Origin of the sequence: Wolbachia endosymbiont (group A) of Anomoia purmunda (genome assembly GCF_947251545.1) — a bacterium.
In the GTDB taxonomy this organism is placed as follows: Bacteria; Pseudomonadota; Alphaproteobacteria; order Rickettsiales; family Anaplasmataceae; genus Wolbachia.
Genome location: NZ_OX366362.1, coordinates 930,933 through 957,802, shown reverse-complemented (window position 1 = coordinate 957,802; position 26,870 = coordinate 930,933). Strand labels below are relative to the sequence as shown.

The window sequence follows — 26,870 nt, the reverse complement described above, 5'->3', positions numbered from 1 at the left end:
TTACCTAAAGCCCTATAGGAGCACCTAAGTTTGTTAGTAGTTTAGCAACTTGAAAATGACCAGATTCATAATGTTTCTCTTTAATTGCTAAAGCTTGTTCAAACAACTCTTTTGCTTTCTGAGGATCACCTAAAGCGTAATAAGCGGTACCTAGACTTCCTAGTATTATAGCAACTTGAAAATGACCAGAGCCATAATGTTTCTCTTTAATTGCTAAAGCTCGTTCAAACAACTCTTTTGCCTTTTGAGGATAATCTAAGGCATAATAAGCGTTACCGAGGTTTACCAGTGTAATAGCAACTTCGCAATGATCAGATTCATAATGTTTCTCTTTAATTACTAAAGCTCGTTCAAGCAACTCTCTTGCTTTCTGACAGTCACCTAAAGCTCTATAAATGTTACCGAGGTTTGTTAGTGTAACAGCAACTTTGCAATGATCAGGCCCATAGTGTTCTTTGTCAATTACTAAAGCCTGTTCAAGCAACTCTTTTGCTTTCTGAGGATCACCTAAAGCACCATAAACGGTTGTAAGTTGGAAATGTGATATAAAAAGAAGCAAGAAGGAAGATAACTCTATAAAAATGTGGTTATCGCCAGGCTTGAGCGACCGTAAGACGGTAGTATTATAACATACGTAGATATCAAGGTACTCAAGCCTATCCTTCGAGACGTTTGAATAGTTGTTTGGGACATATATATGCACCCGTTTACAATCTTAAATTTTAACTTAAACTCTCGAGGTTCTTTATGGTTACATCTTATCAAAATTTTATTGGCATTGATATCGGAAAACTTGAATTTGTTACTGCAGTTAATGAACAAAAAGGTGTCATCAAATTTGACAATAGTTGTGTTGGTTGGAAACAATTCTACCAAAAATTTTCAAATATCTTGCCCAACTCCATGGTAATTTTAGAAGCTACAGGAGGTTATGAGCTTGGCTTATTGTATTTTCTTATTGATAGAAACATTGCTGTGCATCGTGCTAATACTCGTCAAGTTAAAAACTTCATTCTATCTCATGGAACTTTGGCAAAGACCGACAGTCTTGATGCAAAAGCGCTTGCCCAATATGGTTCTGAGCGTTGTGGACATCTGCAGCTATTTACACCTATCTCAAAAGAACAAACCACCTTGTTTGCACTTTGTCAGCGTCGTGACGATATTACGAAAATGCTTGTTCAAGAGAAGAATAGGCTAAAAACTCCTGGAAATGATTACATTAAGGAAAGTTGTCAACAAGCTATTGAATTCCTCAACAACCAGGTAGAAAAGCTTGATCAAGCTATACAAAAAATAGTCAATGAAAATCCTGAATTGCAACGATGCCAAAAAATTCTTGAAACAGTCCCTGGAATAGGTAGAAAAACCTCTCAATGTTTATTGTGTCTCATACCGGAACTTGGTTCTTTAAATAAAAGGCAAATTGCAAGCCTTGCAGGTGTTGCGCCTCATCCTAAGGAAAGTGGTAAAGCTATTGGCTACCGAAGGATTATAGGTGGAAGAAGTAACGTTCGTTCAAAGCTTTTTACAGCTGCCATGGCTGCTGCAAGGTCCAAATCTGCACTTGGTGCCTTTTATTCTAAGCTTATTGAAAGTGGTAAGAAAAAGATGGTGGCTATAACAGCTCTAATGCGTAAAATAATAGTGATTGCTAATGCAAGGCTTAAAGAAGCAGTTAATTTGCATATTTAAAAATTTACATAGCAATAACTGAAATTGGTTAATGAATATGCGCGTCCACACACATTAAAAGCGCATATTCATTAACTTAAGCAGAAATTGCTGTGGTGGCTGTTTGATACAAAATTCTGTTTCTATAACAAATGGGTTTTTATTGCCCATATGAAGTTGCAAAACTACAAATAAAAAATTTTTAAAAAAACATAGTTGATATTTATAGTTCTGATCAATATTTTCAATGGAAAAAGAATAATTTCAATGTAAATCACATATTCAAAGAATACCAATCTACAGGTTTTTTGTGTGAAGATAGTTATAGTTTATTGCACCTAGCAGTTAAAAATGGTTATGAAACGCTAGCAAGATTCTTAATGGAAATAGGGGCTAATATTGATGTAAAAAATAGACTCAACATGACTCCTTTACACTTTGCTGTCGGTGAACAAAATTTAAAAATGGTAAAGTTCTTGCTAGCAAGCAATGCAAATGTTAATGTGCGAAGTGAACTTGAAATGACACCTTTGCATTATGCTGCTTGGTTCGGCAATGTAGAGATAGTAGAGCTTCTACTGAAAAAAGAAGCGAATGTTAATGTACAAAATCAATTTTATAGAAGAACTCCTTTGCATTATGCCGTTATGAGGGAAAGAAATACAGAAATAGTGAAACCTCTACTCGAAAGAAAAGCAAGTGTTAATTTGCTAGATAGAGAAGGAAAAACTCCCTTGGATTAAGCTATTCATTACAATTATAAACATCCAAAGCTAATAAAGCTACTACTAGACTATGGTGCAGATCCATCATGTATAAGCATAAAGCAATAAAAATTAGCGCTGCTGTGGGTGCTATTACTACTGTTGTAATTCCATTGATGCTTGCATACGCTACTGAATTATCTGTACTAGCAACAGTTGGAATTACTGCAGCATCTGTGTTAATAGCTGGTAGTATTGTTTATGGAGTTATATGCTCTGCCTATGGAGTTACAATTGGCAGTAAATTAAGTGAGGTTAGCTGCAGTAATGCGCAGCAGACTACAGCTACTAATTCACCACAGTAACCGCACCATGGCAGTGTTTGTATTTCTTTCCGGAGTTGCAAGGACATTTGTCGTTTCTTGAGACTTTGGGAAGTCTGCTATTTCTAGCAGAATGTAACCTATTGCCTATCTCTTGGTTGTCTGCCAACTTAAAGTGCGCTAGGCGGTAAATGGTAAGCTCTTTCCACTTTTCAAGCATTGACTCAAACATCAAGAAAGCTTCGCGTTTAAATTCATTCAATGGATCTTTCTGCCCCATAGCACGTAAGCTTATGCTTTGTCTTAGGCTCTCTAGAACTGAAAGGTGTTCCCTCCATAAATGATCAAGTGTCATTATCATCATTTGCTTCACGATCGTATTCCACAAATCTGTAGTGTGCTGACTGTTGAAATATTTTTCTTTCTCAGTAAAAAATTCTTGTATCTTATCATTTATATAATTCAAAGCTTCTTGTTTATTCAAAAACTTTGCCAAGTCTTCTTTATCAAGCGTTATTCCATACCTTGTATGGAATTCTTTGGCTATATCTTCAACATAATCTTCGTAATAGCCACTTTGGATTATACCTTCTACTACGCTCTCATTTACTTCGCTATACACTTCAAATACATCATTAATTTCGTTGCCTAAGATATTGTTTCTCTGCTTAAAAATAACTTTACGTTGGTTGTTGATTACTTCATCAAACTTAAGTAGAGATTTCCGCACGTCATAGTTTCTAGCTTCAACTTTCTTTTGCGCTTTCTCGAGTGCCTTATTGATCCATGGATGATGAATAGCTTCGTTATTCTTTAACCCTACTTTTTGTAAAAAGCTTCTCATTCTATCAGAACCAAATATTCTCATTAGGTCATCTTCAAGTGATAAAAAGAACTTAGAAAGCCCAGGATCACCCTGACGGCCAGAACGGCCGCGTAATTGATCATCTATTCTCCTGCTTTCATGTCTTTCGGTTCCAATCACACATAAACCACCAGCTTTTATAGTAATTTCCTTATCTTTTTTTACTCTTTCAACTATTTCTTGGTATTTTTTTTCTCTTTCATCAGCATTTTTTATTTTCTTGAGCTCTACCTTTGCGATCATTTCAGCATTTCCACCAAGCTGAATATCAGTTCCACGTCCTGCCATGTTAGTTGCTATAGTGATACTACCTGGCACCCCAGCTTGCGCTATTATGTACGCCTCTTGTTCATGATAACGAGCATTCAATACTGAATGCTTAAGAGAATGGCTTTGCAAAAGCGCAGAAAGCTTCTCAGAGTTTTCGATGCTCACCGTGCCAACAAGGACCGGTTGAAGGCGCTTGTGGCATTCTTCTATAAACTTCAACACAGCATTAAATTTTTCCTTTTCTGTACCGTAAATTTCATCATCAATATCAACTCTTTTTACAGGTACATTGGTTGGAATTTTTACTACATTTAATCTGTATATATCACGAAACTCTTCTGCCTCTGTTGCTGCTGTTCCCGTCATTCCGGAAAGTTTATTGTACATACGAAAGTAATTCTGAAATGTGACCGATGCTAAAGTTTGGTTTTCATGCTGAATTTCAAGATTCTCCTTCGCTTCAAGTGCCTGATGAAGACCATCGGAATATCTCCTGCCCTCCATCATACGCCCAGTAAATTCATCAATAATCACTACCTTGCCATCCTTTACTATATAATCTTTATCAGCAGTAAACAGCTTATGTGCACGTAATGCTTGGTCTATATAATGAGTCATTATCATGCTGTCAGTATCATAGAGCGAGGAATTTTCAGGAATGAGATTGTATGACCTTAGTAGTTCCTCCACTCGTGAAATACCATCTTCAGTCAAGAATACCGTTCTACCTTTTTCATCTACTTCATAATCAGAGTCAACTAATTTGGTTACTATTTTATTGATATGCTTATATATCTGATTGTTTTCCTCAACCGGGCCAGAAATAATAAGCGGAGTGCGAGCTTCATCAATGAGTATTGAGTCTACTTCATCAACTATTCCGTAGTGAAAGCCTCTCTGAACCATGTCTTCTTGAGAAAATTTCATATTGTCTCGCAGGTAATCAAAGGCAAGCTCGTTATTTGTGGAATACACGATATCTGCACTGTAAGCCTCTTTCCTCTCTTCGTCTGTCAAGTTATTCGTAATAAACGCAACAGAAACCCCAAGAGAATTATATAATTTGCTCATCCACTCTGTGTCTCGTTTTGCAAGATAGTCGTTAACAGTTACAACGTGTACGCCTTTCCCTTCTAAGGAATTTAGATATGCTGCTAAAGTTGCAACGAGTGTCTTTCCCTCTCCTGTTTTCATTTCTGATATCATGCCATTGTGGAGCACCATTCCACCAATCAGTTGAACATCAAAGTGCCTCATGTTAAGAAACCTTCGAGAGGCTTCGCGCACAACCGCAAATGCAAGTACAAGAATGTCATTTAACGGTTTCCCATTTTTCAATTCTTGTTTGAATTCTTCAGTTCTACCAGCAAGCTCCTCATCAGATAAGCTCTGCATTTCTGTTTCTAATGCATTTATTTGCTGAACAATTTTCCTAAAGGATTTTATTATCTTCTTATTTGTTGACCCAAATATCTTTCTTATAAAAAAGAATGACAACGTAAAAATAAAAAATATAAGAATGGCTGTCAAAATTAGCGGAGAATCTAGCATAAACTTAAGTAAAGTCTTATTTAATATGAGATTATATTACTAAATGCAGCCTACAGCAATTACATATTAGATTCGGGAAATCTTTATGCTTAAGACAGCAAACAAAATCGACCCTGTTCAGCATTGTTATTGAAATATTAAAGAATCTGTTGCATTATCTTAGGCACTTGGTGACTTTAATTTTTTATAGAAAGAAGTTGTTGGTGGTGTTTGGTGGGGTGGTGAGCCGTGAATGTAGAAAACAAACAATCTGAAGTACTTAGTAATCGTACATTTAAGAAGAGAGGTGGCACATCAACAGGTGATCATGGTCGCAAGTACGAAGTAAAATTATTAATGCTGTATCTACTTCATGGGTTAAGTAGTAAAATTGACTTTTGGTTAGCATCAAACATAGAAGGTTTTGGAGCCTTTGATGATATTTTTTTTGAGTATAAAGATCAGAAGAACAAATCGAGAATTATCTTGGTTCAAGCTAAGCACTGCGATACACATCGCCCTTCGAAGAATATTACTTTTGAAGATTTGTTTATTGATGGAAACGATAGAAAGCGACAGAAAGAGGATTTCGGGTTAAACAAATATTTTGAATCTCATCCTGAGATTAAGCAAAACCCTGAGTGTAAGAACAGTGATATTACGCTTGTCATTCATACTAATGTCAATGTGAACCTAAAAAAAGGTACAGAGAAGCAAGGAAGCGTAGAAATATTAGAGAAGTATCTGGAAAAGTCAAAGTTAACAGATGATAACATTTTAAGTATTTATGAAGGTCACAGAGGAACGTGCTACAAAATAAAAAATCATCTTGAACTAAAAAAATACTTCAGTTGTGGTAGTGACGATGAAATAGAAGATTTTTTACTTAGATTAAGGTTTGTAGTTAATCAACCTAATCATTCAAAATTAGATGATATTATTAAGAAAAAAATAGGAAATGTATACAAAATATCAGGGGAAGAAGATATTGATACAGTTTTTGTCCGTGTATATGACAAGGTAGAGAAATGGTGGGTACAACAGGGTAGCGAAGTTTCTTATCTAACAAGAAAAGATGATTACTTTAAGAAAGCTATAGAACATCTTTATAACCTAAAACCTAAAGAAAATTTACATGAATTTTGGCAGGTTCCTCTTTGAAATTATAACTTTGTCGGCAGAGAAGCGTTGCTAGATAAAATAGAAGAATGCCTGAAAGCTAATGATACAGCAACACTAGTTGCTTGTCATGGACTAGGTGGAATAGGTAAAACACAATTAGCATTAGAATTTATTTGGAGTAAGCTCCAAAAATATAGATGGATAATTTGGCTTGATACACGAGATAGAAATACTTTAATTAACGAGTACATCAAGTTAGGACGTGGACTAAACGTTATTCATGGTTACGGAGAAAACTTTCGTGAAGAAGATCACGCCAAGCATGTTAAGTATTGGCTAGAACACCCTAAACGTGCTGGGTGGCTACTGGTATGCGATAATGCTCCTAATTACAAAGATATAGCAGATTTACTCCCTATAAAAGGAGGAAAGATATTATTAACTTCTCGTTATAAATTTGGCTGGCCACAACCACAGAACACTATTTCTGTTGATGTTTTTGAACCTGGAGAATCAAGGGACTATATCCGTAAGATACTAGAAGTAAAAGGAAAAAAACTAGACATAACTCAAGTAGATGCATTAGCAAAGACATTAGGTCATTTACCTTTAGCTTTAGCCCAAGCAAGCGCTTATATAAAGAAAACATATATAAATATTTCAGACTATTTGAAATTATATAATGATAGAAAACGAACTTTATTATCTGATAAAACATTGCTCGAAACATTTCCACCTGGTGCTAATAGAGAGACTGCAGCAATAGTGTATGTTACATGGAACATTACAGTAGAAGCAATAAAAAAAGAATCTTCTTTGGCGGCTAACTGGCTTACTGCTTGTGCTTACTTAGATGGTAGTCCTATCCCTAAATCTTTACTAGAAATCTTTGCTGATAATCAAGAAAATAATCCTTCCTTAGAAACTTTCCATGAAGCGTTTGGAATATTAACAAGTTATTCTATGTTAACTATCAAAAAAGATCATAGTATGTTAGTGCACAACTTGGTTCAGGAAGTGACAAGGCTACAATCAGAAGAAAGTGAAAAAAGCAAAGAAGACATGGAAACTGTTTTTCAACTATTACAAGAGAGTTTTCCTTATGGTAGTGATAAATTAGAAGATTATGCTAAGAAAAGACAACTATTGCTGCATTTAGAAGCATTTTTATCACATATTGATGATTGGCTAGAGAAAAATCCTTTAGAAAAACAAACAATAGAGAAGTATTATCTTATGGATTTGCTAATATGGATGGATAATGGGTATTATGACTTGGGTAACCCTAGAAGACAAAAAGAGTTGCTTGAACGGGCTTTAGCAATTAAAGAGAAACATTATGAACCTGATCACTTTGAAGTTGCTATTACACTGGCAAACCTAGGTACCGCTTATGGTGCTTTAGGTGATCCTCAAAAACAAAAGGAGTTGCTTGAACAAGCTTTACCTATTTTTGAGAAACATTACGGTTCTGGTCATTTTCAAGTTGCTATAATACTAGGAAGTCTAGGTACCGCTCATTACGCTTTAGGTGATCCTCAGAAAGCAAAAGAGTTGTTTGAGCAAGGTTTAGCAATTAAAGAGAAACATTATGGACCTGATCATTTTGAAATTGCTACAGTACTAGGAAACCTAGGTACCGCTTATAGGACACTAGGTAATCCTCAGAAAGCAAAAGAGTTGCTTGAATGGGCTTTACCTATCTTGAAGAAACATTATGGTTCTGATCATTTTGAAGTTGCTAAATTACTGACAAACCTCGGTATAGCTTATGGTGCTTTAGGTGATCCTCAGAGAGCAAGAGAGTTGCTTGAACGCGCCTTAGCAATTCAGGAAAAATACTATGGCTTTGATCATTTTGAATTTGCTATTACACTAGCAAATCTAGGTATCAACTATGTTTTTTTAAAAATTTTTTATTTGTAGTTTTGCAACTTCATATGGGCAATAAAAACCCATTTGTTATAGAAACAGAATTTTGTATCAAACAGCCACCACAGCAATTTCTGCTTAAGTTAATGAATATGCGCTTTTAATGTGTGTGGACGCGCATATTCATTAACCAATTTCAGTTATTGCTATGTAAATTTTTAAATATGCAAATTAACTGCTTCTTTAAGCCTTGCATTAGCAATCACTATTATTTTACGCATTAGAGCTGTTATAGCCACCATCTTTTTCTTACCACTTTCAATAAGCTTAGAATAAAAGGCACCAAGTGCAGATTTGGACCTTGCAGCAGCCATGGCAGCTGTAAAAAGCTTTGAACGAACGTTACTTCTTCCACCTATAATCCTTCGGTAGCCAATAGCTTTACCACTTTCCTTAGGATGAGGCGCAACACCTGCAAGGCTTGCAATTTGCCTTTTATTTAAAGAACCAAGTTCCGGTATGAGACACAATAAACATTGAGAGGTTTTTCTACCTATTCCAGGGACTGTTTCAAGAATTTTTTGGCATCGTTGCAATTCAGGATTTTCATTGACTATTTTTTGTATAGCTTGATCAAGCTTTTCTACCTGGTTGTTGAGGAATTCAATAGCTTGTTGACAACTTTCCTTAATGTAATCATTTCCAGGAGTTTTTAGCCTATTCTTCTCTTGAACAAGCATTTTCGTAATATCGTCACGACGCTGACAAAGTGCAAACAAGGTGGTTTGTTCTTTTGAGATAGGTGTAAATAGCTGCAGATGTCCACAACGCTCAGAACCATATTGGGCAAGCGCTTTTGCATCAAGACTGTCGGTCTTTGCCAAAGTTCCATGAGATAGAATGAAGTTTTTAACTTGACGAGTATTAGCACGATGCACAGCAATGTTTCTATCAATAAGAAAATACAATAAGCCAAGCTCATAACCTCCTGTAGCTTCTAAAATTACCATGGAGTTGGGCAAGATATTTGAAAATTTTTGGTAGAATTGTTTCCAACCAACACAACTATTGTCAAATTTGATGACACCTTTTTGTTCATTAACTGCAGTAACAAATTCAAGTTTTCCGATATCAATGCCAATAAAATTTTGATAAGATGTAACCATAAAGAACCTCGAGAGTTTAAGTTAAAATTTAAGATTGTAAACGGGTGCATATATATGTCCCAAACAACTATTCAAACGTCTCGAAGGATAGGCTTGAGTACCTTGATATCTACGTATGTTATAATACTACCGTCTTACGGTCGCTCAAGCCTGGCGATAACCACATTTTTATAGAGTTATCTTCCTTCTTGCTTCTTTTTATATCACATTTCCAACTTACAACCGTTTACTTATGCTCTAGATTTTAATGATTGGAAAGAAAAAGCTGGAGTTCTTTTAGGTGCAGCTAAAAAGGAAGGTATATTAAAAGAGGTTCTTATTTGTGCAAATACGTATGCAACACCGATTGTCTATGCTCTAGGTTTTAATGATGGGGGAGATGGTATGAATAAGTATTGCTTGGTTGGAAGCAAGAGAAGATAATAACTTCTCAGAGTGGATAGGTGGCAGGTTGGATGTTTTTCTGAAGCACTTTCTGCCCAGGGAGTAGAAAGAAGACTTCGTGGGGGAGATTAACTGCCCCTGCCACCGAAAATCATCGTGAGGCTCACAAAATGTGATGACCTCGTATAGGAGTTTGGAACAACCGGCAATATTCTACTCTGATATATTGAAATATGCAATTGGAGGAAAAAATATGCGTCACATTGGAGTTGATTTACATACCAATAGTTTTACTGCTTGTTACTTACAAGAAGGGAAACCTGAGCATATTCAAACGTTTCGCTTAAAAGACTTGGATAATTTCACCAAAGATCTTCAAGAAACATATGAAGTAGCCATAGAAGCAACAGGTAACAGCTGTTTCTTTTATGATGCAGTTTCACCTTACGTTAAACGCATAGTAATAATTGCTCCTGGACAGTTTGAAGTTGTTCGTCGCTCTGTGAACAAAACAGATAAGCATGATGCGCGAGCTATTGCTTTCTTTCTAAGCAAAGATATGTTGCCTGAGGCAAGGTGCAAAAACAAACAATGCCAGCAGTTAGCTTCTCTTCTTCAAACGAGAGATCAGTTAGTAAAGTCACGGGTATCTTTAATCAATAAAGTTCATGGTCTTTTTAATTATCATGGAATAAAAATTAAAAAAGAAGTACTTACAACTAAAGTAGGATTTGAGCGTGCTACTCAAAAGCATAATTGGGAGCCTTTAGAAAAAGTTGAAATTGAAGTGATTAGCTATCATTTAGAAGCTATCCGAGAAAGCCTTAAAAAACTTGAAAAGGAAATTATAGCTTTTGCTAAACAACTTCCTGGGTTCAGCAATCTTATCAGCATAAAGGGAATTGGTCCAATTTCTGCAGCTGTCTTTATTGCAACAATTGGAGACATTAATGATTTCCGTAGACCTGAGAAACTTACTGCATATTTTGGAGTTGTACCAAGAGTTTCTCAATCTAATCAGCAATGTACAATTGGAAGAATTACCAAACGAGGGTCAAAAATAGCGCGTACTTCTTTAGTTCAATGTACTTGGATTGCTGTACGTTACAGTCCTTACTTGAAAAGTTTTTATGAACATATAAAAAAGAAGCGTGGTTCTGCTAAAGCTATAACTGCTACTGCTAGGAAATTTCTTATAACTATTTTCTATACTCTTAAAAATGACTGGGTTTTTAAAGATTTCACAAAATTTGAAATTTCTACTGGACAATAATCATAGGAGAAAGAACTAAAGCTATTTTAGATGCAGCTAAAGAGGAAGGTATATTAAAAGAAGTTCTTACTAGCATGGTAGAAAGTGATTATGAAAGATTAAAACGTTCTTTATGGGTAACTGGAAATCATGATTCTCTAAACGAAATTTATAAAATTGAGAAGAGTATGGCAATTGATATAGGAATGAAAGTTGGTGGTGCTTCTAGTATTATAGCTGGATTAATAGCTTTCGGTGGATGTTTTGCTGCTGGTGTTCAATTACCAATATTGGCTTTAGTTGGTATAGCTGTAGCTGCTGTGCTGGCAGTCGGGATTGTTGCTGGTGGCATTACATGTGCAGTATTAAAACCTAGTAATAAACTAGATGAACTAGACTCAAACAAAGTAGCGAGTGTTGCTCAGAACGCGTTGAGTACTTTGGACATTTATAATAAATATGATCTCTAAATACTAATATATAATACTTAAAGAGATACTTTAACACTTCTTCTTAAGTGCTAATCTGGAGGTTTGACAAGTTGCTGTTTAAAAGGTTGGGAAGTAGTTTTATTAACATTAAAAATTACATAACATATATTATGGAAAATAAAATCACATAATATAGCAAACTATAGCTAACCCAAGAAAGGTTTTCCTACGTCATACCGCCGCGGTATCTCAGCATAGATTCCGCTAACAAGTAGCGGAATGACGAGTTTGTCGTTTTTCAAATTGTCAGTAAATCTAAGTCAGTTTAGCTATATAAAACATAGTATAAAAAGAGCTATTTCAGCAAAATTTTAAACAAATAAAGTTCATTAGCTTCACAATTGGCGCTTTATGAGAAAAGTACACTTGATATACAGATTTAAAATACAAGTTAACGAATTATTATGATTTTTACCAAGATAATAATATAGTAAGGTTTGGTAGTGAGGTATCAAAATGGGAAAATACACTAACGCATGGTTTTATAAGAAGACTGACCCAAATCATCACGATTGTGCAAATGATGGCACTTGCGGGCAATCTATACAAAATTGTGAAATTGGTAATATAGACATTTCTTTTTTTGATAGTAACAAAAACTTAATTGCCAAAGTACCTAAACTACCAAAGTATTCTAGTGATAAATATGGGCATCAATTGTATAAGGAAGCTGAGTCAAAGCAGTTCAATTATTTTTCCACAAATATACATGATGTTTTGTCTAACAGCTTTACCGTTAAATACGGGTATATAAATTGTACTATAAAATACGACAACTTATCTGAGCAGGAACAAAACCAAATAGAAACAGACATTAAAACTGCCTATGAGGCATTTAAAGAAAAGTTTTGCTTGAAAAATAGTAATGCAAGTTACAATATAACGGTTCACATTTTTAATAATAGAAGCGATTATACAAAGTATAATGATCTTCTCGGCTTAGATGAAGATGGTGGTCCAGGATATATTACACGAGGAGTAACAGATTATCAGAATATTCTGACATATAAGCAAAGTGCCATGGATTTTGTTCTAGGTCATGAGCTAGGTCACATATTTCAATTGCGTTTTTCACCATTGGCAACAGTCCGAACTTTGAATATTCTGGATACTGAACTCATAGCAAATGTTGTTGGACGAGAGGTAGAAGAAAAAAATTATAAAGCTATTTGCAAGCAGATGGGTGTAGATGAATATAAAGACCGTGGATGGATGTTTCAATTTAAATATAAGGATACAACTGGTAGTATATACCGCAAAGATCTTTCAGAAGAAGAAAAATTTCAAATTATACAACGTATCAAGAACTCTGGATTAGATGAATATGAAGACCGTGGATCGATGTTTCAATTTAAATATAAAGGTACACTTTATAAATATCACAAGAACCTTTCAGAAGAAGAAAAATTTAAAGCTATACAAAATGTCAAGAGTATTCATGAACTAGTAGATGAATATGAAGACCATGGATCAATGTTTAGTTTTAAATACAAAGGCACCACTTATAGAGCAGAACACAGAGATTATCTTTCAGCAGAAGAAGAAAAACTTCAACTTATCAAAGACATTAAGAACTCTCATGAATCGCTCGTTAGTGAATGTGATGGATTGGGGAATGAGAATACAACTTTATTGATTTACGTTGATGAAAATAAGGAGATAAGTCGAATATATTTTCAAAACTCCGACAAAAATATATTCAAACAGCTAGATAAGACATTTATAAGCAGAAGTAACCCTGAACAAGATGTGGATGAAATAGAGCAACCCAGTAATTTCTTATCCAATATTTTTCAGCAATTAAATCCATCATTGATTCTATCTCATCACTCTTTTCATGGTTATTTGAGTCTAAAGAGAAAGAACAATCTGACGACAACCTTTCTTTGCTTAACTTATCAGAAGAACAATCCGATGACAATCTTTCTTTGCTTAAACCTGATGTTAATCACGATGCTGACGAAAATTACGTAGGCAATTACTCACTATGTAATCATGATTATCACCAACATGATGACCTAATATAGTAAAATAACGAACTTTTATCCCCTACCCTTCTATAGCTAAACTGACTTAGATTTACCGACAATTTGAAAAACCGTCATCCCGCTGCTTGTTAGCGGGATCTAGAGATACCGTGACGGTATGACGGTTCGCGGCGGGATGACGTAGTAGTTATCTCTTGTAATCAAATTTTATCAAAAGTCAGATTGCAGAGTTAAATCTTCTACCCAAATAACCACACACTCTAATTGCTTGTTTGGATATATTTCTTGTACTAAGGTTTTATAGATCAACATCTGTTTTTTTATTTCATTTAATGAGGAAACAGAAACGTTACGGTGCGATTTGTAGTCAATTATGATTGCTTTATCTTGCGTTATGCATAGCCTATCTAGTCGTACTAATACTGACTTGCCATCAATTGTTCCACTCAGTGTAATCTCTGATTTGCCTTCCAAGTCAAACAAATAGCCATATTTTTCATTAAAGGCTAATATTCTACTGTAAATTTCATCCTTATCTTCACTGATGTTGATGTTATCAAGGTGTTTTCTGACCCAATTTTTTCTCCTTTCTTTTTCTATCTTGGGCATATACTGCAATATGCTGTGAATAATCAGGCCTCTTGCATAACCATCTGTCATCCCAATGCTCCTTGTTGTCATTCCAGCACTCTCATCTGTCATTCCAATACCCCTATTTGTCATCCCAGTGCTTGACACTGGCTTTTTTTCTCCAGGTTCCAGCGTTACGTGCTGAAATGACATCGAAGAGTGAGTAGCTGATGCTGGCTTTTCTTCTTTTTTACTGGATCCCAGTGTCAAGCACTGGGATGACAGAGGAGGACGCTGGGATGACAGGGGAGGACGCTGGAATGACATTGATAGGTTTGGCGGAAGGGAAATGACCGGAACGTCAAAATAATCACGTTTTTTATAAATGTAAGGGTAGTTTGCGTTCACACATAGCACTTCAACTTTTTCTTTAAATATTAGCTGTAAGTATGAGTGTTTCTTTTCATATGGTTCTCCATACTGAGTGATTAGATCATACCAAGAGCCCTTTTGCACTGGCTCTTTACTTAAGATGTATAACTCATCTTCAGCACGTGTGAGTGCTACGTATAATAAACGCAAATATTCATTATAATCCTCTAGTTTTTTCTCTCTTTTTACTTGATCGCAATAAGCGTTGTTGTTTTTTCCACACCAAAATGGCACTTCCGTTCCATCAAAGATAATGCTTTCACTGTTTCTTGGCACTGTGTTTGTATCAACCAAAAATACTATGGGAGCTTGCAGACCTTTTGATTTATGAATTGTCATTATTCGCACAGCATTGCGTTCTGATTGCATATCATTCTTAATCTCCGGGTTATTCTCCTTGATCCACTGAACAAACGCTTGAAGAGATGGGTTTTCAAATTGCAACACAAGGTTCATAAATTCGTCTAGGACCTCAAAGCACTCAAGACCTAGCCTTGCAGCAAATTTTTTCTTACCTGTACGCAGTACATGCGTGAATAATGTAAGAGGGGATTCTGTGCGAGATAAGTTAATGAGATAGTTTAATTCACTATAGATAACCACAGAATAATCCTGAATTCTTTCCCATAGTGAATGCTCTTTACGATCATATGCAATATTAAATAAATCATCCTCGGTAAAATTAAATAGTGGTGATTTTAAAGCATTTGCAAGAGCTAAATCATTTGCCTGGAGGAGTAAAAATTCGGCCAAAGCTATTAAGTCCTGCACGGCTATATAGTCCATAATTCTAAAATAATCTCGGCCTACAACTGGCACGTTTGCTTTTTTAAGTTCGCTTATTATGTAATCAACTAACACGTTTCGTTGTCGTACCAGAACCATAATGTCTCTTGGTTCTATATGGCGATCTTTAGCGACTAAAATCCGCCCTTCGTTTAACCAATTGTGAATTCTGTTGGCTATTGTTTGAGCAAGTAATCGATCTGCTATTGTATAACCTTCCTTACATGTCAGAGGAATTTGTAAAGCTTGCTGTTCTTTCTCTTTGCGCATTGGTAACGCTGGCCAAATTTCAATATATCCTTGGTCATTTTCTCTATGTGGAACATGTTTTATTTCATTATCATTAAAAGATATTTCTGTGCGGAAGTTATTAAATATTCTATCTACAAGCATCAAAACTTCTGGAGTTGAGCGAAATGACTTTTCAAGTTGGCATGATATCCAATCTCTACCACCAGTTTTCGTATGAAAGTATTGTTGCATATAGTTGAATAGATGGGGATTTGCTCCTTGAAATCTGTATATGGATTGTTTTACGTCACCAACTACAAATAAGGTTCGCTTTTCATCATTACCGGCAAAAAATTCATCGCAGAGATTTGTTATAATTTTCCACTGGCTGATGCTATTGTCTTGTGCCTCGTCAACAAGGATGTGATCTATTTTTTGATCCAAGTTAAACAATATCCAATCTTTATAGTTTGGATTGCTGAGAAGATTTGTTGCTAAGTTGATTATATCATTGTAGTCAAGCAGTGCATTTTTTGATTTTTCACTATTATATAAATCAACATATACTTTAAATACACCAAGTAAGCTACTGGTTCTCTTGAATATTTGATAAGAGTTCATGTCTCTTATATGGGTAAATACTACATTCTGAACGCTCTCTATTATTTGCTCTGCATCTCTAAATTTCTCCAAAATACTTTTTGTTGCAATGGATGATATGCTCTTTTTTTCGTGCGATTCTGATTTGAGAAATACCTTGGCTAGGTTTTCTATTTTGGTGTCATTCCACTTTATTCCGGTGTCATCCGAGTAGCTGACACTGGTTCTTTTTTTCTGGATTCCAGTGTCAAGCACTGGAATGACACCATTTGGTACGGACGGTTTTGTGCTATTAAACCAATCAGAGAGCATTGCACTATAACTCTGATCTCTTTTACTGCCTTCACTTAATATCTCGGCTAGTCTTTCCACGTGCTCAATTGTTTCACTCTGTAAGTCATGAATTTCATCTGGGGCGCTCAATTTATCTTTGATATATTTCGAATCATTTGCTAATATCGATCTTTTTATACATAAAGTATAAAGCAAATCGCGTAGTTTATTTTCATCAATTTCAGTTGCAATAAGGTTGATATCATCCTGCACAGTTTCGTTATGAAGCACTTTATTGAATATGATGGAATGTAATTCTTTACATTCACTCAGTGTACAATTTGGAGCGATACCAGCTTCTATAGGAAAGTTGGAAATTAATTTGTAACAGAAAGCGTGTATGGTTTGTATAGTTAGACCAAGATTTTCCAGTTCAGAGAAAAGCCTTCTTGCTCTTGTTAAATAATCTTTATTTTTTCTGGATCCCAGTGTCACGCACTGGGATGACACCGAAGGGTTTACCGCTGGTTTTTTGCTTAAATCATGGTTATGCGATGCACCACCCCCTGTCATCCCAGCGCGTGACACTGGGATCCATTCTTTTTTTTTACTGGATTCCAGTGTCACGCGCTGGAATGACATTGGAAAGAAATCTAGTTGTTCCAGATCCATTATTAATTCACTCTCTGAGCATATTGCCCACTTACTGAGTATGCTGTGAATGCGATTCTCCATCTCGTTTGCTGCAGCATTGGTAAATGTCAAGCAAAGAATATTTCTTTTGTTTTCTAATAAAAGTCTCAATACTCTGTCTATTAAGATTTTTGTTTTGCCTGTACCAGCAGATGCATTTACCCACACAGAGAAATTAGGATTTATGGCATTTGATCTCATCAGAAGTGCGAGAACCTTATATACAGTTGACTAAAATAGCATTATACATATAATGTAAAAATAGTGTTAGTGAAGATATATAATGAAAAGTTTTTGTGTAAAGGCGCCTGCAAAAATCAATCTTTTTTTGCATGTTGTAAATAAGAAGGAAACAGGATATCACTTGATTGAAGGTTTATTTGTCTTTGCTAATCTTTCTAATTTTTTGGAAATAAAAGTAGGTGAGAAGGATTCTAGATACGATAACTCTACAGTTGAATTTATAAACTCCGAGTCTAGAATAAATAACCAGTATAACACTGTAACGAAAGCGGTTAATCTGCTGCTTAGACATGCTCCTGTACGCACTAAAGTCATTGTAAAGGTTGTAAAAAATATACCAATTGCTGCAGGACTTGGTAGCGGATCCTCAGATGCTGGAGCTGTGGTACGTACGCTAGGGAAGCTGTGGGAGATTGATAGGACGATTTTAAATGAAATAGCCTTAAACGTTGGTGCTGATGTTCCAGCAAGCGTAGATAGCAAGCCAGTTTTTGTTAGAGGTATTGGCGAAGAATTATGCCACATTAAAAAATTCTCTTTACCCACAAATGTGGTGCTTGTGAAACCGAAAAAAAGGTTTTTGAGTACACCAGAGGTATTTTCCAAACATGAAGGAAAATTTTCTGAGCCAATTAAATGGAGCGATGACGCTGAAAAGGATTTGTTGAAGCTTCTTAAAGAGACGAGAAACGATCTTCAAGAAATAGCAATAAGCTTTGTACCTGAAATTAAGGATGTGATATCAACACTTGAGTCACAAGAAGGCTCTATACTTTCTCGCATGTCAGGCAGTGGTGTATCATGCTTTGGAATATTCGATAGTGAGGAAAATGCAAAAGCTGCTGCAGTTAATATCAGAGAAAAGCAACCAGAATGGTGGGTATGTGACACTCAATTAATAGTTTGACTTTATGCCCTTAATTTCCGAGAATAAAAATCTTATAAATGGTTATAGGGAAGGAAAATTTTTGGTAAACAATCAAGAATATTATGGCTCAATTATAATTTTTCCTGAAAAGGTGATTAAATTGAAAGAAAGTGATATAAATAGCAAGGAACATTTTAAATCTTTTTTAACAGAGGAAATAGAAATTTTGATAATAGGTACTGGTAAAACACGCAATATACCAAGTTCTTCAGTGAAGTCCTATCTTATGGAACAAAAAGGTTTAAATTTTGAATTTATGACAACCGGTGCAGCATGCAGAACCCATAACGTTTTAATATCCGAAGATAGATTTGTTGTCAGTTATCTAATAGCCATATAGCATGTTTGAAATGTTTACCCAGGATTTTTTCATCAACAGTCTAGTTGCAGTAGTCGTAATTAGCCTAGTAACAGGCGCTTTAGGATCGTTTATGATATGGCAAAGGTTATCTTATCTTGGTGATAGTTTGTCCCATTCTTCATTGCTCGGTATTGCACTTGCTTTAATCTTTAAGATTAGCCCATCGCTTAGCATAATGCTCATTGCAATTACATTTGCTATACTACTTTCTCTTAATTTTAACAGATTATATTCTGCTGATACGATATTGAACATTGTTACCAATGTAGTTTTATCATCGAGTTTAATACTTATGTCTTTTCTTCCATCTGGCAATAATAGTATTATTAGCTCACTGTTTGGTGATATATTAACGCTCGATCAAAGTGATATAATATCGATTTTTTTAACCTCTGTAATAGTTACTTTGATATTAATATTTAGATGGCGTTATTGGTTAATGATTTCAATTAATCAAGATTTAGGAGTAGTTGAGAAGATTAATGTTAATTTTGTTAGACTAGAATTTTTAATCACTCTTGCCATATTTATAGCAATTGCTGCCCAACTAATAGGAATATTACTCATTGCTGCATTTTTGCTAATACCAGCAGCATCTGCAAGGCTCATTTCGAAAACTCCAATGCAGATGATTATTGTTGCAACAGTTTTTTCTGTGATCTCTGGGATATCAGGTCTCATGTTATCTGCAAGTTTTGATTTGTTAACTGGACCTGCAATTATACTTGTTGCAGCCGTATATTTAATTATTGCTTATTTTATAAGGCTAATATTAAGCAGGTTGGCTTAATTTTAGTCTCGAATGTTAATAATTTTGTAATATACTCATTATAAAACATCACTATCTTAGCACAATTTGCTATATTATTGTTTATGTGCTAATGATAAGATGTTAGTTTTATGGAGTAAGCAATATGAGCGAAGAAGGATTTTTTTCTAAATATATAGTACAACCTATGAAAAATTTTTACAATAAGTGTGCTTCTTTTTGGAGGAAGGATGCGTCAGATGATGTGGCAGATGATGCGCATAATATTGTACAAGAAAGCTCGGAGTCTTTGGATACTCATGTACAGTGAAATGAGAATGATATCATATAGATAGCATGAGGGTCACACCATCCAAAGTTAAAAAATTCCTAGAGAAACCTGATGCTTTAAGTGGTGTGTTAATTCATGGAAGTGATAACAGTAGGGTTGGTTTTTATGTACAAGAAATAATTGCTAATTTAGATGAGTATTCAGTTCAGGTGATGGATTTTGCAATAGTGAATAAGTCACCCGGTTTACTGTTTTCTGAATTGGCAAACATTTCGATGTTTACCAGCAAAAAATTAATTAAGCTGATAAATGTGAGTGGAGGTATATCCAAAGAGTTAAAAAACGTGTTGGATTATAACGCAAGTGGTCACTATGTAATAATGGTAGCAAGTGATCTTCCATATAATTCTGCGACTAAAAGTTATATGGAGAGTTCAAAAATTTTTGGTGTGATTGCTTCCTATAAGGACAGCAACAGCAATCTTTATGACATTATATCAAGTTACTTAAAACAAAATGATATAAAATGCACAAATGAGATAATCTACCATTTGCAATCTTACTTTAATCATAGCAAGCGGCCTATATGTTCAGAACTTGAGAAGTTAGTTTTGTACTTAGGGGAGAGAAAAGACCTAAAACTTACTGATATAGAATTATGCTTTTCAACTTCCGGCAACGACTATGCTACACTTGATGATCTATGCTCTGCCATAGCAAGTAAAGATATGTCGCGTTTCATTAGAATTTCTGATGCATTGATATCGCAAGAAAATTTTTCACCGATAGCGCTAATTCGCATTATATCAAATTATTTCCTACGCCTTGAAACCGTTTTGCTGTCAGTGCAAGGTGGAATGAGTGAGCAGGCTGCGATTGATCAGCTAAGCCCTCCATTGTTTTTTAAACAATTGCAGAGTTTTAAATCTCATTTGAAAAGTTTGCAACTTTCAGAACTTAAGAAGATCTTGGAAAAATTGATAAGCTTAGAAGTTACCTGTAAAAAAACTGATTTAGATCATAAAATGATTTTTCAACATGAGATTAACTACTGGTGTCATCCAAGCGTCCCTGTGATGTCATTCAAGTAGCTGACACTGGTTCCTTTATGACGGCAGTGCCCCTATGGTGTCATTCCAGTGCTTGACACTGGAATTCAGCCTTTCCATAATCATCAAAACGTTGTATTTTAACGTAAAACAGCTATTTTTATGCTCACCAACTTAATAAAATTCCTGGATCCCAGTGTCTGGGCACTGGGATCTCATTTTACTTTATAATGATGTCATGAAAGTAGCTGACACTGGGATCCAGAAGACTTAATTTCAACCAAATAATAAAGGCTAGATTTCAGTGTCACGCTACTTGGATGACAAAAAAAGGTACTGGAATGACAGCAGTCCTACGTCATACCGCGATTCATTCGCGGTATCTCTTAGCATAGATCCCGCTAACAAGTAGCGGGATGACGGTTGTCAGGGTGTCATCCCAGTGCCCAGACACTGGGATCCAGAAAAGTTTGCTTGTAAGCAAGCAAACTAGCATAGAAAGTGGTTACAACGTTTTCGATGAGATTGCAGAAAGGCTAGATTCCAGACTGGAATGACATCGTTCACTATGTACCATATTGCAATAGTTGTGGTCAAGGCACTGGGATCTGGTAGACCCAAATTGCAGTGTTCGTACAGCTATAGAATATAGATCAGAAGTGACAGAGCTTAAAAAAAGGCCTAATATTCTTAATAAACGCTAGAAAGCTTTATGAAAATCAGAGTTGGAGTAATAGGCTGCTTAGGCAGAATGGGCAAGAAAATACTCAATGAATTAATTACAAATACCAAAGTGGAAATAGCAGGTGCTGTTGCCCGTTCAGGCAGTAAGTACATAGATTCAGATATTGGACCAATTATAGCCAATCTAGGAATTAAAGTTACAAGTTCTATTAGTGGCATATTTGAGTTATCCGACGTTGTAATAGATTTTACAACTAAAGAATGTATGTTAGACTGCCTTAAAGCAGCTGTAAAATTTAAAACACCGCTGGTTAGTGGCACAACTGGAATAGAAGGTGTCGATTTAAAAGAGTATGCTGCTGAAGTTCCAATATTATGGTCAGCAAATATGAGTGTTGGGGTTAATGTGTTGCTGAAATTGGTAAAAAAAGCTGCTGAGCTTTTAGGTAATGAATATGACGTTGAGATTTGGGAAATGCATCATAACTTAAAAAAGGATTCACCATCTGGAACAGCTATAGAACTTGGCAAAACAATTGCTAACGCTTCAAAAGTGGATTTTCAGTCCAATCAATATTTACATAGTGGTTCAAACATAAGGAAAAAGGGGGAAATAGGTTTTGCGGTATCTCGTGGAGGTGGAGTAATAGGAGATCACAGCGTGATGTTTGTTAATTCTGATGAACGGATAGAACTAAACCACAAAGCAATTGATCGCACAACATTGGCTAGAGGAGCTGTTCAAGCAGCAGTATGGCTATACGAAAATAAAAGAGAAATTCCGGGGCTCTATTCAATGCAGGATGTGATATGAGCGGTATATATGCTTCCGTTAAAAATCTAAATCTTTGGTATGGCTCTAAACAAGTTTTATTCGATATAAATTTGGATATTTATAAGAAAAAAGTTACTACTTTTATCGGACCATCCGGGTGCGGTAAATCGACATTTTTGCGTTGTTTTAATCGTATGAATGACTATGTACCAGGTTGCAAAACTGTTGGTGAATTAGATATCGATGGGCTGGGTGATATATATTCACGCGATATGGATGTTGTACTACTTAGAGCAAAAGTTGGTATGGTATTTCAAAAGCCAAATCCTTTTCCAAAATCAATATATGATAATGTTGCTTCTGGGCCAAAATTGCATGGTATGGTAAAGAATAAGCAAAAATTGAATGAAGTGGTAGAAAGTAGTTTAACCAAAGTTGGCTTATGGGAAGAATTAAAAGACAGATTGCAAGATAGCGCACTTAATTTATCCGGTGGCCAACAACAGAGGCTATGCATCGCTCGCGCAATTGCAGTGAAGCCAACTATTTTATTAATGGATGAACCGTGCTCTGCTCTTGATCCAATGGCAACCAATGCAATCGAAAATCTTATACAAGAGCTGAAATTAAGATTTACTATAATTATGGTAACTCATTCAATGAAGCAAGCTAAAAAGTTATCTGATAGTGTAATTTTCTTTCATAATGGCAGAATTGTTGAGTCTGGAAGCACTCAAGAAATATTTGAAAATGCTCAATCTCCCTTAACAAAGGAGTATATCCTGGATCATTAAATTTCTGTCATCCTATGGCTTTGCGATTAAATCCATTAGCTTCAAAAATTGTAATACTTAAAAATATGATTGAATAATTATTAATAATAGTGTATAATTATTAACGTTTTTCAGGCATTTTTGTTATGGCTTTTTCTAAATTTCTCGATCCAAAAAATGACTTCGCGTTCCGGCGTATCTGTAGCACTGAGAAAAATAAAGATATTCTTGTTCATTTTCTCAATGATATTCTAGGTCTCACTGGTGAGGCTGAAATAAAAGATGTAAAATTTCTAAGTCCCATTCAAAACCCTGAAATTGCTGCTAAAAAGGAGAGTATTGTCGATGTACTCTGTAGAGATTCTACAGGTGTTCAATTTATTTGCGAGATGGTGCGTCATCTTACAAATTAAAAATACAATACACTCAAAAACTTTTCAGAAAATCCATAAGAGGGTTTGCTAATGAAGGCTCTTAAGTTGACGCCATTGACTGTTCTCCCTTGTCATACCGTTACGGTATCTCTAGATCCCGCTAACAAGCAGCGGGATGACGGTTGTCAGGCCAGCGCTCCTATGATGTCATTCAAGTAGCTGACACTAGACTCCTTTCAAAATTGTTAGAGGGAGTGTAAGATGAAGTATTTGAAAGCATGAAATATAAGGAAATAGAAAAGTTAGAAGGAGAAAAGTTTCGACGTTTAACAGGGGTAAAAAAAGCAACATTTGAGCGAATGGTAGAAATTCTAGAAGTGGAGGATAAAAGAAAAAAAGCTAGAAGTGGAAGAAAAAGTAAACTTTGCATAGAAGACAGGCTACTTATGGCACTGGAATATATAAGAGAATATCGTACATATTTTCATATTGGGCAAAGCTATGGCATGAGTGAAAGTAACAGTTTTAAAATAATAAGATGGGTAGAAGACATATTAATAAAACATCCAGATTTTGCATTACCAGGAAAAAAAGAGCTATTAAAGAGTGATGTAGAATATGAAGTTTTAGTAATAGACGGAACTGAAACGCCAGTAGAGAGACCAAAAAAAAGCAAAAGCCCTTCTACTCTGGAAAGAAAAAAAGGCATACTATAAAAACACAAATAGTAACAGAGAAGAAGAGTAGAAAAGTCATATGCACATCTTTCTCGAATGGTAGAAAACACGGATGTTTAGAGAATCAAAGGTAGCAGTATTGCCGCAAACTAAAATCTTAGCTGATGCCGGCTACAGGGGAATGCAGAAGATACACAAAAATGTTGTATTACCGCACAGGAAAACGAAAAAGAATCCGTTAAGCAAAGAACAAAAAAAAGAGAACAGGGCACTTATGAGCCAAAGGGCAATTGTTGAAAACGTAATTGAAAAGGTTTAAAATCATCTCGGACAGGTATAGAAACCGACGAAAACGTTTTGGTTTAAGGTTTAATTTGATTGCTGCAATTCACAATTTTGAGCTCCCTACATGAATTTTGAAAGAAGTCTAATGAAACTGCAAGGTGAAGAGGGGTACTTCCTTCTATATTTTTAATTTCAAGAAAAGCGTCCCCTTTGATCAGCAATCCCAACGTTACTGTGTCAGCATATTTTACAGCCATGTGAAGAGGAGATTCACCGAGACGATTCTGGCAATTGATATCTGCACCGCATTGTAACAACTTTTGCATAACATCAAGGTGCTTATACTTTATTGAATAATGCAAAGGAGTGTCGCCATCGATATTCTGAGCATTAACATTTTTGCTCATAACTACAGCAACCTCTGCTATTGCTGTGGATTCATATTGAGAGGCAACGTGTAATACTGTATTGCCCTTTTTATTTACGGCATCAACGTTAGCATCATATTCCACAAGGAATAGAAATAAGTTGTAAAGATCGCGTTTTGCAGAGAAATGTAAAATTTTAGTACCAAATCTACTATTGATAATCTCTTTGAAGGCTGCACGAACTAATAAAGAAAGAATACTAGGATGTCTGAGGTGATAAATTTCCTTTGCAGCCTTTTGTAAAATTTTTTCGATTGTCATAACAACTCCACAAAAAATGTGTTTGTATTAGAGTATGCAGCGATAAATGTTTTTAAATTATTAACTCTTGCACTCACTTTTGGGTTATTTTACGAACAAAATTCCCGCTTTGCTAGTGTTTTTTATTAAATATATAATATTTAAGCAAAAATATAAAAGTATTTAGGTATATCTATTAATATAGAAATCTATTCTCTGGAAACTTGCTTAGATTCTTCTTTTATTGATTCGACCGATACATCTTGAATTTCTTCTTGTGGCTTTTCCGGTTCAGCTACTTCTTTAGATTCTGCCGCTAATTTGCGTTGTTTGATAAATTTCTTTAACGTCTTCACAGCTATAAAATTAATACTGAAAACACATGCCGAAGTTATGGCTAATGCTGGAAGAGGAGCTAAACTGAATGTTGGTAAAATTGCCACAATTGTAGCAGATGTTAGTAAAAATGCTAGTCTCTTGCTCCCGATTATCTTATTTTTCTTAACCTTTATTGGGTTTAATTTTTTTATTTTCCCTTTTAGCTTTTTGAGGCCTTTTTTGAACACGTTGCCTCTTTTCAGCTCTTTCTCTACGGGTTTCGTTTTGAAGCTTTTTATTTTTTCTTTTATTCCTTTTTTGACATTTTCTACTTTAGAGGTCTTCTCCATCAACTTCAGAGGTTGCTCATGTGGCGGTTTTGGCTTATCGTTTGAAATTTTAGCTTCTTGCCCCTTAGTCACAGTTTTATGCTTTTTGGGCGAAACTATGTTTTTTAAACCTTTCTTTGCTTTGTGGTATAATTTCTTTAGTTTGCTTGGCATCGTTTATAGTTCAATATTGCAGAATCTATCTATTGCTTCCTGGTTGTCCTCTATCATTGCATTTGCCTCTTGCTGTAGACATTTAATATTTTTTGATGTAATATTATCCATCTCAGCCGACGCTATTGTCAGTTGTGATTGTATCCTGATGTATATGTCGTCCATTACATTACCTAGTTGATAATTCACTACATCAAGGCTCGATGCAAACATCACATTTAACAGAGGCTTTATCCAGGCTATTTTTCCTAATTTCCTGTACTTGATTCGATTAGATAGCCGACCTGTGCCAATTGATACCAACACTATTTCTTCATTAGGGAAAAGTTTTTTACTATTTGCATATGCACAAGCCGCTGGGTTATTGGCAAATACCCCTCCATCGACTAATACTCTTTTTTCTTGGCTAACTTCTAAGTACTTAGGTGCAAAGTATGTTGGGGCTGCTGTTGTGGCTCTGAGTGCATCTTTCAATTTGATAAAATTTTTATCTTTCTTCCAGCTCTTAAAGAAAAATGGGCAGTTATTGTGAATATCATAACTTGTAATTAGTACCTTACTTAAAGTGTTTTTTAGAATATCGTCACCAAAATACTTCTCCAGTACTGATTCAATGTTTTCATATGGGTATTGTGCACAGTTAAACCACGATAGTATTGATTGCCTAAAAAACGAAGACTTGAAAATATATGCTCCATACTCCTGGTAAAGCTCAACTAAATCATTAGCTGAATATTGAGGATTTCGCCGTTCATCTTTCTTACACAATCCAGCTACAACAATCCCACCGGTTGAAGTACCTGCCATCAGATCAAAGATTTCAGCGATCGGTTTTCTTGCTCTCTTTTCTATTTCTGCTAGTATTATAGCTGGTATAATGCCCCTTATGCCTCCGCCATCTACTGAAAGTATATATTTTGTCATATTTATTAGTTCTATTAACTTGCTCACTTTTATCAGGGCTGT

At 35.4% G+C, this 26,870-nt stretch carries 23 protein-coding genes and 2 pseudogenes; 18 read left to right on the top strand and 7 right to left on the bottom strand.

Features of this window, described 5'->3' with window-relative positions:
• Positions 1 to 4 precede the first annotated feature (4 nt).
• On the bottom strand, positions 5 to 703 hold the full coding sequence (locus OPR57_RS05030) for a tetratricopeptide repeat protein (RefSeq protein ID WP_406831331.1): 699 nt from the start codon (positions 701 to 703) through the stop codon (positions 5 to 7).
• A 44-nt stretch (positions 704 to 747) separates the two neighbouring features.
• Here OPR57_RS05030 and OPR57_RS05020 point away from each other — a divergent pair, with 44 nt between their 5' ends.
• The 3 genes from OPR57_RS05020 to OPR57_RS05010 all read left to right on the top strand — a co-directional run bounded on the left by OPR57_RS05020 (position 748) and on the right by OPR57_RS05010 (position 2,743).
• A complete protein-coding gene (locus tag OPR57_RS05020) occupies positions 748 to 1,695 on the top strand; it encodes an IS110 family transposase (RefSeq protein WP_265035888.1) in 948 nt (315 codons plus the stop codon).
• Between the two features lie 287 nt (positions 1,696 to 1,982).
• Positions 1,983 to 2,417, top strand: a complete 435-nt coding sequence (locus OPR57_RS05015) for an ankyrin repeat domain-containing protein (protein WP_320157486.1) — start codon at positions 1,983 to 1,985, stop codon at positions 2,415 to 2,417.
• Between the two features lie 68 nt (positions 2,418 to 2,485).
• A complete protein-coding gene (locus tag OPR57_RS05010; protein WP_265036062.1) occupies positions 2,486 to 2,743 on the top strand; it encodes a hypothetical protein in 258 nt (85 codons plus the stop codon).
• Here the strand turns inward: OPR57_RS05010 and secA are convergent.
• A complete protein-coding gene (gene secA, locus OPR57_RS05005; RefSeq protein WP_265036060.1) occupies positions 2,727 to 5,387 on the bottom strand; it encodes a preprotein translocase subunit SecA in 2,661 nt (886 codons plus the stop codon). The genes OPR57_RS05010 and secA overlap by 17 nt on opposite strands.
• A 228-nt stretch (positions 5,388 to 5,615) precedes the next feature.
• Between secA and OPR57_RS05000 the strand changes: the two genes are divergently transcribed.
• Together OPR57_RS05000 and OPR57_RS04995 are read left to right on the top strand one after the other, a co-directional pair.
• A complete protein-coding gene (locus tag OPR57_RS05000) occupies positions 5,616 to 6,527 on the top strand; it encodes a hypothetical protein (RefSeq protein WP_265036058.1) in 912 nt (303 codons plus the stop codon).
• A 27-nt stretch (positions 6,528 to 6,554) separates the two neighbouring features.
• Positions 6,555 to 8,414 (top strand): tetratricopeptide repeat protein, encoded by a 1,860-nt coding sequence (locus OPR57_RS04995; RefSeq protein ID WP_265036056.1) that lies wholly within the window; start codon positions 6,555 to 6,557, stop codon positions 8,412 to 8,414.
• Between the two features lie 164 nt (positions 8,415 to 8,578).
• Here the strand turns inward: OPR57_RS04995 and OPR57_RS04990 are convergent, their stop codons facing one another.
• Entirely contained in the window at positions 8,579 to 9,526 is a 948-nt protein-coding gene (locus OPR57_RS04990; protein WP_265035888.1) for an IS110 family transposase, read from the bottom strand.
• Between the two features lie 637 nt (positions 9,527 to 10,163).
• Between OPR57_RS04990 and OPR57_RS04985 the strand changes: the two genes are divergently transcribed.
• From OPR57_RS04985 to OPR57_RS04975, 3 genes are all read left to right on the top strand, one after another.
• On the top strand, positions 10,164 to 11,183 hold the full coding sequence (locus tag OPR57_RS04985; RefSeq protein ID WP_265037507.1) for an IS110 family RNA-guided transposase: 1,020 nt from the start codon (positions 10,164 to 10,166) through the stop codon (positions 11,181 to 11,183).
• Between the two features lie 74 nt (positions 11,184 to 11,257).
• Positions 11,258 to 11,632, top strand: a complete 375-nt coding sequence (locus tag OPR57_RS04980) for a hypothetical protein (RefSeq protein WP_265036054.1) — start codon at positions 11,258 to 11,260, stop codon at positions 11,630 to 11,632.
• Between the two features lie 477 nt (positions 11,633 to 12,109).
• Positions 12,110 to 13,627 (top strand): hypothetical protein, encoded by a 1,518-nt coding sequence (locus OPR57_RS04975; protein ID WP_265036053.1) that lies wholly within the window; start codon positions 12,110 to 12,112, stop codon positions 13,625 to 13,627.
• Positions 13,628 to 13,851: 224 nt separating this feature from the next.
• On the opposite strand, the gene OPR57_RS04970 is transcribed toward OPR57_RS04975, so the two are convergent.
• Complete coding sequence (locus OPR57_RS04970) at positions 13,852 to 17,427, bottom strand: UvrD-helicase domain-containing protein (protein WP_265036051.1); 3,576 nt, start codon at positions 17,425 to 17,427, stop codon at positions 13,852 to 13,854.
• An 82-nt stretch (positions 17,428 to 17,509) separates the two neighbouring features.
• Between OPR57_RS04970 and OPR57_RS04965 the strand changes: the two genes are divergently transcribed.
• The 10 genes and pseudogenes from OPR57_RS04965 to OPR57_RS04920 all read left to right on the top strand — a co-directional run bounded on the left by OPR57_RS04965 (position 17,510) and on the right by OPR57_RS04920 (position 24,543).
• On the top strand, positions 17,510 to 18,376 hold the full coding sequence (locus OPR57_RS04965) for a 4-(cytidine 5'-diphospho)-2-C-methyl-D-erythritol kinase (RefSeq protein WP_265036049.1): 867 nt from the start codon (positions 17,510 to 17,512) through the stop codon (positions 18,374 to 18,376).
• Positions 18,377 to 18,380: 4 nt separating this feature from the next.
• Entirely contained in the window at positions 18,381 to 18,737 is a 357-nt protein-coding gene (locus tag OPR57_RS04960; RefSeq protein ID WP_064124872.1) for an Mth938-like domain-containing protein, read from the top strand.
• Position 18,738: 1 nt separating this feature from the next.
• Positions 18,739 to 19,548, top strand: coding sequence for a metal ABC transporter permease (locus OPR57_RS04955; protein ID WP_265036047.1), 810 nt, complete (start codon positions 18,739 to 18,741; stop codon positions 19,546 to 19,548).
• A 124-nt stretch (positions 19,549 to 19,672) separates the two neighbouring features.
• Positions 19,673 to 19,837, top strand: a complete 165-nt coding sequence (locus OPR57_RS04950) for a hypothetical protein (protein WP_265036045.1) — start codon at positions 19,673 to 19,675, stop codon at positions 19,835 to 19,837.
• A gap of 26 nt (positions 19,838 to 19,863) precedes the next feature.
• On the top strand, positions 19,864 to 20,889 hold the full coding sequence (gene holA / locus OPR57_RS04945; RefSeq protein WP_265036043.1) for a DNA polymerase III subunit delta: 1,026 nt from the start codon (positions 19,864 to 19,866) through the stop codon (positions 20,887 to 20,889).
• 374 nt (positions 20,890 to 21,263) lie between these two features.
• Positions 21,264 to 21,404: a hypothetical protein gene (locus OPR57_RS04940; protein WP_265036042.1), complete on the top strand. Its 141-nt coding sequence runs from the start codon at positions 21,264 to 21,266 to the stop codon at positions 21,402 to 21,404.
• A 155-nt stretch (positions 21,405 to 21,559) separates the two neighbouring features.
• Positions 21,560 to 22,345 (top strand): 4-hydroxy-tetrahydrodipicolinate reductase, encoded by a 786-nt coding sequence (dapB, locus tag OPR57_RS04935; RefSeq protein WP_265036041.1) that lies wholly within the window; start codon positions 21,560 to 21,562, stop codon positions 22,343 to 22,345.
• Positions 22,342 to 23,100, top strand: coding sequence for a phosphate ABC transporter ATP-binding protein PstB (gene pstB, locus OPR57_RS04930; protein WP_265036039.1), 759 nt, complete (start codon positions 22,342 to 22,344; stop codon positions 23,098 to 23,100). Before dapB ends, pstB begins: the two co-directional genes overlap by 4 nt.
• A 125-nt stretch (positions 23,101 to 23,225) precedes the next feature.
• Positions 23,226 to 23,471 (top strand): annotated as a pseudogene (locus OPR57_RS04925) (PD-(D/E)XK nuclease family transposase); the annotation flags it as partial.
• 260 nt (positions 23,472 to 23,731) lie between these two features.
• A pseudogene (locus OPR57_RS04920) lies at positions 23,732 to 24,543 on the top strand (IS5 family transposase).
• Here the strand turns inward: OPR57_RS04920 and OPR57_RS04915 are convergent.
• The 3 genes from OPR57_RS04915 to OPR57_RS04905 form a co-directional block, all read right to left on the bottom strand.
• Positions 24,493 to 25,104: an ankyrin repeat domain-containing protein gene (locus tag OPR57_RS04915; protein ID WP_265036038.1), complete on the bottom strand. Its 612-nt coding sequence runs from the start codon at positions 25,102 to 25,104 to the stop codon at positions 24,493 to 24,495. The pseudogene OPR57_RS04920 and the gene OPR57_RS04915 sit on opposite strands and share 51 nt — an antisense overlap.
• A gap of 188 nt (positions 25,105 to 25,292) precedes the next feature.
• A complete protein-coding gene (locus tag OPR57_RS04910) occupies positions 25,293 to 25,823 on the bottom strand; it encodes a hypothetical protein (protein WP_265036037.1) in 531 nt (176 codons plus the stop codon).
• An 84-nt stretch (positions 25,824 to 25,907) separates the two neighbouring features.
• The gene (locus tag OPR57_RS04905) at positions 25,908 to 26,828 is read right to left on the bottom strand and encodes a patatin-like phospholipase family protein (RefSeq protein WP_265036036.1); all 921 of its coding nucleotides are present in this window, start codon (positions 26,826 to 26,828) and stop codon (positions 25,908 to 25,910) included.
• Positions 26,829 to 26,870 lie beyond the last annotated feature (42 nt).